This window comes from uncultured Acetatifactor sp., assembly GCF_948601915.1.
Lineage (GTDB): Bacteria > Bacillota > Clostridia > Lachnospirales > Lachnospiraceae > Acetatifactor.
Map to the genome: position 1 here is coordinate 1 of NZ_CAPDXS010000073.1, position 7,162 is coordinate 7,162.

Annotated in this window: 7 protein-coding genes; 6 read left to right on the forward strand and 1 reads right to left on the reverse strand. The window is 56.1% G+C overall.

The window, feature by feature from the left end:
• The 4 genes from Q2B33_RS13420 to Q2B33_RS13435 form a co-directional block, all read left to right on the forward strand.
• Positions 1–398, forward strand: a 398-nt coding sequence (locus tag Q2B33_RS13420; RefSeq protein ID WP_300823202.1) for a hypothetical protein, incomplete at its 5' end; no start/stop codon positions are given.
• Between the two features lie 27 nt (positions 399–425).
• Positions 426–1,127 carry an ABC transporter ATP-binding protein gene (locus Q2B33_RS13425; protein ID WP_296478451.1) on the forward strand — a complete coding sequence of 234 codons (702 nt, stop codon included), beginning with the start codon at positions 426–428 and terminating at the stop codon, positions 1,125–1,127.
• A gap of 11 nt (positions 1,128–1,138) precedes the next feature.
• Positions 1,139–2,722, forward strand: coding sequence for a hypothetical protein (locus tag Q2B33_RS13430; protein ID WP_300767346.1), 1,584 nt, complete (start codon positions 1,139–1,141; stop codon positions 2,720–2,722).
• A gap of 31 nt (positions 2,723–2,753) precedes the next feature.
• Entirely contained in the window at positions 2,754–4,109 is a 1,356-nt protein-coding gene (locus Q2B33_RS13435; protein ID WP_300566036.1) for an MATE family efflux transporter, read from the forward strand.
• 238 nt (positions 4,110–4,347) lie between these two features.
• Here the strand turns inward: Q2B33_RS13435 and Q2B33_RS13440 are convergent, their stop codons facing one another.
• Positions 4,348–4,857, reverse strand: coding sequence for a GNAT family N-acetyltransferase (locus Q2B33_RS13440; RefSeq protein WP_300566038.1), 510 nt, complete (start codon positions 4,855–4,857; stop codon positions 4,348–4,350).
• 855 nt (positions 4,858–5,712) lie between these two features.
• Between Q2B33_RS13440 and Q2B33_RS13445 the strand changes: the two genes are divergently transcribed.
• Positions 5,713–6,207 carry a hypothetical protein gene (locus Q2B33_RS13445; RefSeq protein ID WP_300566040.1) on the forward strand — a complete coding sequence of 165 codons (495 nt, stop codon included), beginning with the start codon at positions 5,713–5,715 and terminating at the stop codon, positions 6,205–6,207.
• 26 nt (positions 6,208–6,233) lie between these two features.
• Positions 6,234–6,962, forward strand: a complete 729-nt coding sequence (locus tag Q2B33_RS13450) for a 6-carboxyhexanoate--CoA ligase (protein WP_300566042.1) — start codon at positions 6,234–6,236, stop codon at positions 6,960–6,962.
• The last annotated feature ends 200 nt before the right edge of the window (positions 6,963–7,162 follow it).

The window sequence follows — 7,162 nt, forward strand, 5'->3', positions numbered from 1 at the left end:
GGGCCCTGGCTATGGGGATCTGCGGAATATTGATTTTGCTGACCGCTTTTGCGCTGAAGGGCATTCTGCCGAACAAGGCGGACGGAATCCTGTTCGGCCTGGGAAGCATGCTGGCCGCCCTGGGCTGCGTGAGATTCCTGCTTGGACGGTTCGAGGAGCGCAATCCCGGACAGGCCAGGATGAACGAAATCGAGGCAAAGGATGAGCGCAACGAGGCCATCCGCTGCCGGGCACAGGCAGGAGCCGGAACCGCCCTGCAATGGGCCGTCATGGGAATCGCCTGGATTTCCATCCTGACAGACGGGCCCCTGTGGGTCACCCTGGCTATGGTGGGAGCATTCGGCGCAAAGGCGCTGCTGGAATTCGCCCTGGCGGAATACTATCGCCGCAGGATGTGACTGCGGACAAAAAGGAGAAGCTTATCTATGAAATTCATCATCGAACATCTGTCCAAACACTATGAGAAAAAGGAAGTCCTGCGGGACATCGACTTCACCTTCGAGGAGGGGAAAATCTACGGCCTGCTGGGCCGCAACGGCGCGGGCAAGACCACGCTGTTCAACTGCATCAACCGGGATGTCAAGGCGGACGGCGGCGAATTCTTCCTGGAAACGGACACGGGGCGGCGGAGCCTTGTGGCAGAGGACATCGGATATGTGCTCTCCACGCCTACCGTACCGGAATTCCTCACGGGAAGGGAATTCCTGAAGTTTTTCATAGACATCAACGAGAAGACCATCGGGCAGCCCAGGCCCCTGGACGAGTATTTCGCGTTCATGGGCATCGCCCCGGAGGACAGGGACAAGCTGCTGAAGGACTATTCCCACGGCATGAAGAACAAGATGCAGATGCTGGTGAACATCATCGCCAGGCCCAACATCTTGCTGCTGGACGAACCGCTGACCTCCCTGGACGTGGTGGTGGCGGAGGAGATGAAGGAGGTCCTGCGCTCCTTAAAGCAGGGCCGCATCACGATTTTCTCCACCCATCTCCTGGATCTGGCCCTGGATTTGTGCGACGAGATCATCCTGCTGAACCACGGGGAGCTGGAGGTGGTGGAGAAAAGCCACCTGGACGGCCAGGAGTTCCGGGAGAAGATCATCGCGGCCCTGCGGGAGCAGGCATAGGAGGTATTCGCTTGAAAAAAACATTTATCTTATCCTTTTCCCTGAAAAATACATACCGGGTGAACGGTATCCTGTACTCCCTGAAACAGATTCCCCTGGTGAAGAGGCTCCTGCCGGAGGCCCTGTACGGGGTGTGGGGGCTTAAGATATTCGCCAATATACTCTCGGCGATTTGGGAGGTGGTCTCCGTGTTCCTGGGGAAGGGCCTGTACCTGCTTTTGATGGTCTTTCTGCCTGGCCTACTGTACGACGGGCTCCCCGGAGAGGGCGTGTTCCTCCATATCCTCCTGTTCCTGACGGTCATCGGCTGCTATGCCAACACCGCGCTGTTCAACCCCTCCAAAGACAAATACTATGCCATCCTCCTGATGCGGATGGACGCCAGGGAATACACGCTGGTGAACTACGGATGTTCGATATTAAAGACAGTCATAGGCTTTCTGCCGTTCGCCCTGCTGTTCGGGCTCCTGAGCGGCGTCCCGGCGTGGCTCTGTGCGCTGCTGCCGTTCTCCATCGCGGGCTGCAAGCTGTCCTATGTGGCGTATATGCTGCGGGACTATAAGCTCCGAGGGAATGTATATAATGAAAGCAGGCTTGATAAATTTCAGTGGCTGGGGATAGCCCTGCTGTTGGGGCTGGCCTACGGACTGCCTGCCTTTGGCCTGGTGCTGCCTTTGGCCGTTCCCGCCGCGCTGTCCCTGCTCTCTATCCTCATAGGAGCGGCCTGCATCCCGGGAATCTACAGGTTCCAGGGGTATAGGGAGGTGTGCAGGGGACTTCTGGCGGACGCCATGTTCCAGATGGACGCCCCGGCGCGGAATGCCCAGACCATAAAGGCGGCGAACGAGAAGAAGATATCCGCGGACGTGTCCGTCACCAGCAGGAAAAGCGGCTTCGAATACCTCAATGAGCTCTTCATCCTGCGGCACCGGAAAATCCTGTGGAAGTCGGCGGAAAGGATTTCCTATGTATGCGCGGCCCTTGTCTGCGGCGCGCTGCTTGCCCTGTTCCTGAAGCCGCAGCTGCGTCCCATAGCCAACAATCTGGTCATGACCTGGCTGCCCTATTTCGCGTTCATCTTATATGCCATCAACCGGGGGACGGGCTTTACCCAGGCCCTGTTCATGAACTGCGACCACAGCCTGCTGACGTATTCCGTTTATAAGAGGCCGGGCTTCGTGCTGAAGCTGTTCCGGATACGGCTGCGGGAGATCATGAAGATTAACGCGGTCCCGGCGTTCATCATCGGTGCGGGGCTGGCGCTGATCCTCTTTGCCTCCGGCGGCACGGACCAGCCAGTGAACTACATCGTGCTGGTGGTCTCCACGGTGTGCATGAGCCTGTTCTTTTCCGTTCATTATCTTACGATTTATTATCTGCTCCAGCCCTACACGGTGGGGACGGAGCTGAAGGGCGGAACCTACAAGCTGGTCTCCATAGCCACCTATATGGTCTGCTATTTCCTGATGCAGCTAAGGATGCCCACGCTGCTGTTCGGGGGCATGACGATCGTGTTCTGCGTGCTGTACGGCATCATCGCCTGCGTATTGGTGTATAAGCTGGCGCCGAAGACCTTCCGGCTGCGGGCGGGGTGAGCGTGGCGCAAAACAGACAGGAGAGGAACAGATGAAAACAGGAGAAAAAGGTACTGACACCATGATGTTTTCCGACAAAGATTTAAAAAAGCTGATTCTCCCCCTGATTCTGGAGCAGACTCTGGCCATCACGGTGGGCATGGCGGACACCATGATGATTTCCTCCGTGGGCGAGGCCGCGGTCTCAGGGGTCTCTTTGGTGGACATGTTCAATAACCTCATCATCAGCATCCTGGCGGCTCTGGCTACTGGCGGGGCAGTGGTCACCAGCCAGTTCATCGGGGCATCCAAGCGGGAGGAGGCCTGCCGCTCCGCGAAGCAGCTCCTCTGGGTCAATGCCCTGATTACCATAGCGGTCTCCCTTCTGGTCATAGCCGGGCACAGGCTCATCCTGAACCTGTTTTTCGGCAGGATAGAGCAGGACGTGATGGACAATGCCGTCCTCTACCTGATCATCTCCGCGCTGTCCTTCCCCTTTCTCGCCGTGTACAATGCCTGCGCGGCGCTGTTCCGCTCCATGGGGAATTCCCGGATTACCTTGCAGGTGTCCGTGCTGATGAACATCATCAATGTGGGCGGCAATGCCCTCTGCGTGTTCGGCCTGAAGATGGGCGTGGCGGGGGTGGCGGTGCCGTCGCTGGTGTCCAGGGCCGTGGCGGGACTGTGCCTGTATGTCCTTCTGCGGAATCCTGACCGCCCGATCCATCTCAACAGGGAGCGGTTCCGGTTCCAGTGGAGGGTCATCCGGAAAATCCTCTATATCGGGATTCCCAGCGGCATCGAGAACGGCATTTTCCAACTGGGGCGGGTGATCGTGGTGAGCATCATCGCGGGCTTCGGCACGGCGCAGATTGCCGCCAACGGCGTGGCCAACAGTCTGGACAGCATGGGCTGCATCATCGGGCAGGGCATGAACCTGGCCATGATCACCGTGATAGGGCAGTGCGTGGGAGCCGGGGATCTGGCGCAGGTGCGGTATTATACGAAAAAGCTGCTGCTGGTCACATATGCCGCCACGGCGGTGGCCAACAGCCTGATCCTGCTGTTCCTGCATCCGATTCTGGGGCTTTACGGCCTGGGGGCGGAGGCCACGGAGATTGCCTATATCCTTGTGATGATCCACGACGGCCTGGCGATTCTGCTCTGGCCTGCCTCCTTCGTGCTGCCCAACATGCTCCGGGCCTGTAACGATGTGAAATATACCATGACGATCGCCATTTTCTCCATGGTCACCTTCCGCATCGGGTTAAGCCTGGTCTTCGGTGTCCGGATGGGCATGGGAGCCGTGGGCGTGTGGATCGCCATGGTGGCGGACTGGGTCTTCCGGGTGTGCTGCTTTGTGGGGCGGTATTTTCGGGGGACATGGAGGAAGCACTGCAACCTGTGATGTGGAATGCGGCAGGAGGCCTACTTTTGGAAAACCTGGCGCCAGGCAAAGCCCTTACCGGCGGCTGCACAGGCCAGGCGGCGGCCGCGGCTGACCACAGGGTTTATGAAGGATTCTGCGGGGATGACCCCCGGAAGGCTCTGATGCACGGTCTCGCGTTCATAGGTAATGCCCTGGCCTGCAGCGTGGCGGTGGAATCCATGGAGCTGTTCGAAGAGGGGCATTACCTTTCCGGAATCTACCTCTCCGGAATCCGCCGTATGGAGAGTCTTGCTCTTATCGCCCCATCATCCGCATCTTTTCCGACAATTTCAAACCCACTGCCCAGGCATAACCGCTCCGATGCTTTATTTTCCGGATGCCAGGACGCATATATATACTCGGCTTCTCCATAGGGAAATGTCTTTATGTATTCCATGATTCTTTTTATTGTTTCTTTGCCGATGCCTTTTCCCTGATAAGCCTTTGCAATCATTAATCTGTAAATCTCATATCCGGGAGTATCATCAAAATCACATTCTTTTTCATATGTTATAAGGGTAAAACCTACCATTTTGTCATTACAATATATTGCAAATGGGATACATCTGTAATATTTTTCCGCATCCTCTCTATTTGCGTCTGAATGGACATATGCCTCTGCCAGGCTGAAGATGTTGGGATTTACAAACTGTTTTTGCCAATCATGTACGTCAAGTGCAAGGCACTCCATCCAATTATCGTGATTTATTTTTTTCAAATGAACCATAGCTGTTCCTCCACAATTCCCGATAATCTCCGCTAACCCTTGAAAACACTAAATTTATAGCAGGTGAGCTTTCCCTTAAAGTTTCCCTCGTGTTATATATTCCCATAGGACATTACAAACCTGATAAGGGAAAAAATAAGGGAAACGAAATCACATAAAATATTATAACACAAAACATACGGGAATTGTGAACTGTTGAAATGATTTCAAAAAAATATATCCACCATAACAGCATTGACGTATACACCCACGCAGGTTATTTCTTACGGATAGACTGCAATAAAGCAGAAGAATTGAAAACTACTCCCTGCTCTGAATGTGCCTTAAATGCTTTAGGGTGGTGACACGAAGCGAATGCTCTCGTCCCTGAAAAAGAAATTTTTCAGAGAGGAGGGCTTTTTTAGTACAAAAATGCAACGAACCAGAAAACATGTTGCAAACTGTCAACCGTTCCAAAAAATGGTTGACAATCCGGCGCGGCTTGGATATAATCAGAGGAGTACGCCGAGACAGAGTCTCGGCCAGAGGGGGCGTCAGAGGGTGGCAGTAGGGAAAATATCCGCCCATGTAGGAGCCGCGCTTGCAATTTTTCGCAAGGGGTGTCTGTGCCGCTGGGGCAGTATGCGCCCCGGGACAGGATTCTGCTGCCAGGCATATGGATTGACAGGTGCGCCGAAGAGCGGCGGCGTAAAGTGGCGGCGTAAAGTGGCGGCGTAAAGTGGAGCCTGGGGGCTCCCCGCTCCGGAACCGTTGATCTTACCGGGGTGGCGCCGGATATGGGCATATGAGGTTGGCGCTGCCATGCCATAAAGGGAAAACTTTGACACTGCCCGAAGCGCCCAGGGAGGTATATCCATGAAAAACAGAAGAAAGACAATAGAGATGACTACCACTGGGCTTCTGGCGGCGGTATTGGCGGTGCTGGGGATGTTCAAGCTTCCCGGCATCCTTCCGGGATGCGAATTCCAGCTCTCCGCGCCCTTTGCCGTCTGCATCGCGGCCTGCTTCGGTTTTAAGCGCTATGTCCGGATCGGCATTCTGGCCAGCGCGATCAACCTGCTCCTGGGCACCCATACCATAGTGAACGTCACCATAGCCATGATATTCCGCCTGATTGCCGGAGGGATTCTGGCGCTGTTCGGCGCAAACCCCGTTACGCTTGCCGTCAGCGGCCCTCTGGGCACCATGGCGGGCAGGCTGGCGCTGGGGATCATATCGGGCACAGATCCGCTGGCTCTGATGGTGGCGGCGCTGCCGGGAATGGTGTTCACGGCGGTGGGGGCGTCTGTGATGTACCCGGTGATGAAGCGGCTGGCGGTTCGGGAAGGCGGCGCGCCGGCGCAGCCATGAATCCAGGAAGACAAAGAGGGAGCAAAATGAATCGATACAGCATCAAAATGAGGGCGTCAAACAAAGAAGAAGGCCATATCTCCGGAGCGGAGAAGCTTGTCCCGGAGGAAGAGCTGGAGCTGTACTGCGCCAGGCTCCTGGCCAGAGCCCTTCGCCACAGCAAGGGGAAGCCGGATTTCATCAACCTGAAGATCGAAGCTGTGGCGGAAGAGGAGATTCTCCGCCTTCCTGCCCTGAAAGTGACTACGGTGGAGACTTCAAATGCCGGAGAGGGGCTGGATGTGGTGCGGGGTTATCTTGACAGGCTGGGGCTGAAGCGCGGGGAAGAGATCCTTGCCCTCTGGGGGCAGAGCTTTTCCATGCGGGGCGCCATGCTCCTGGACGCGGACAGCCTGCAACGGCTGGAGCCGGACAGGGAGCGGGGCATCCGGGCTACCTACATGGACATGGAGACCGCGGACATCGCAAGGCAGTCCGCCTGCGAGGGCAAGAACCATTTCAACGAAGCGCTGGTTCTGGCCACAAAGGTGGTCAGCCACCCCAATATCCTGGCGGAGCTGTGCATTTCCGACGATCCCGAATATGTCACCGGCTATATCGCTTCCAGAGAGTTCGGCTATGTGCGCGTCACCAGGCTCAAGGAGCCGGGCAGCCCAATGGGCGGGCGCATCTTTCTGTTCCGGGGGGATGAAAAGGACAGGGAGGACTGCATCCGCTACCTCCAGCAGCAGAAGGTGCTGGTTCATGTGGGGTGACAGTCCGGCCGGTGCGACAGCCCTCTCCGGAGCCATGGCAGAAAGGCGGCAGGAGACAGAAATCCTGCGGGTGCATTGCCATGCCTTATGTACGGGGAAGAAGCGGGAAAACGGAATAATGCAAGAATATACACGTAAGAAAGAAAACGGAAAGAAAACAGAAAGGAAGCAGAAGCCCGTGGATAAATGGAAACGGATAG

Bases quoted from the DNA above. Each gene is read 5' to 3' on its own strand.
- Q2B33_RS13425 (WP_296478451.1), top strand. From the start codon at position 426: ATGAAATTCATCATCGAACATCTGTCCAAACACTATGAGAAAAAGGAA.
- Q2B33_RS13435 (WP_300566036.1), top strand. From the start codon at position 2,754: ATGAAAACAGGAGAAAAAGGTACTGACACCATGATGTTTTCCGACAAA.
- Q2B33_RS13440 (WP_300566038.1), bottom strand. From the start codon at position 4,857: ATGGTTCATTTGAAAAAAATAAATCACGATAATTGGATGGAGTGCCTT.
- Q2B33_RS13445 (WP_300566040.1), top strand. From the start codon at position 5,713: ATGAAAAACAGAAGAAAGACAATAGAGATGACTACCACTGGGCTTCTG.
- Q2B33_RS13450 (WP_300566042.1), top strand. From the start codon at position 6,234: ATGAATCGATACAGCATCAAAATGAGGGCGTCAAACAAAGAAGAAGGC.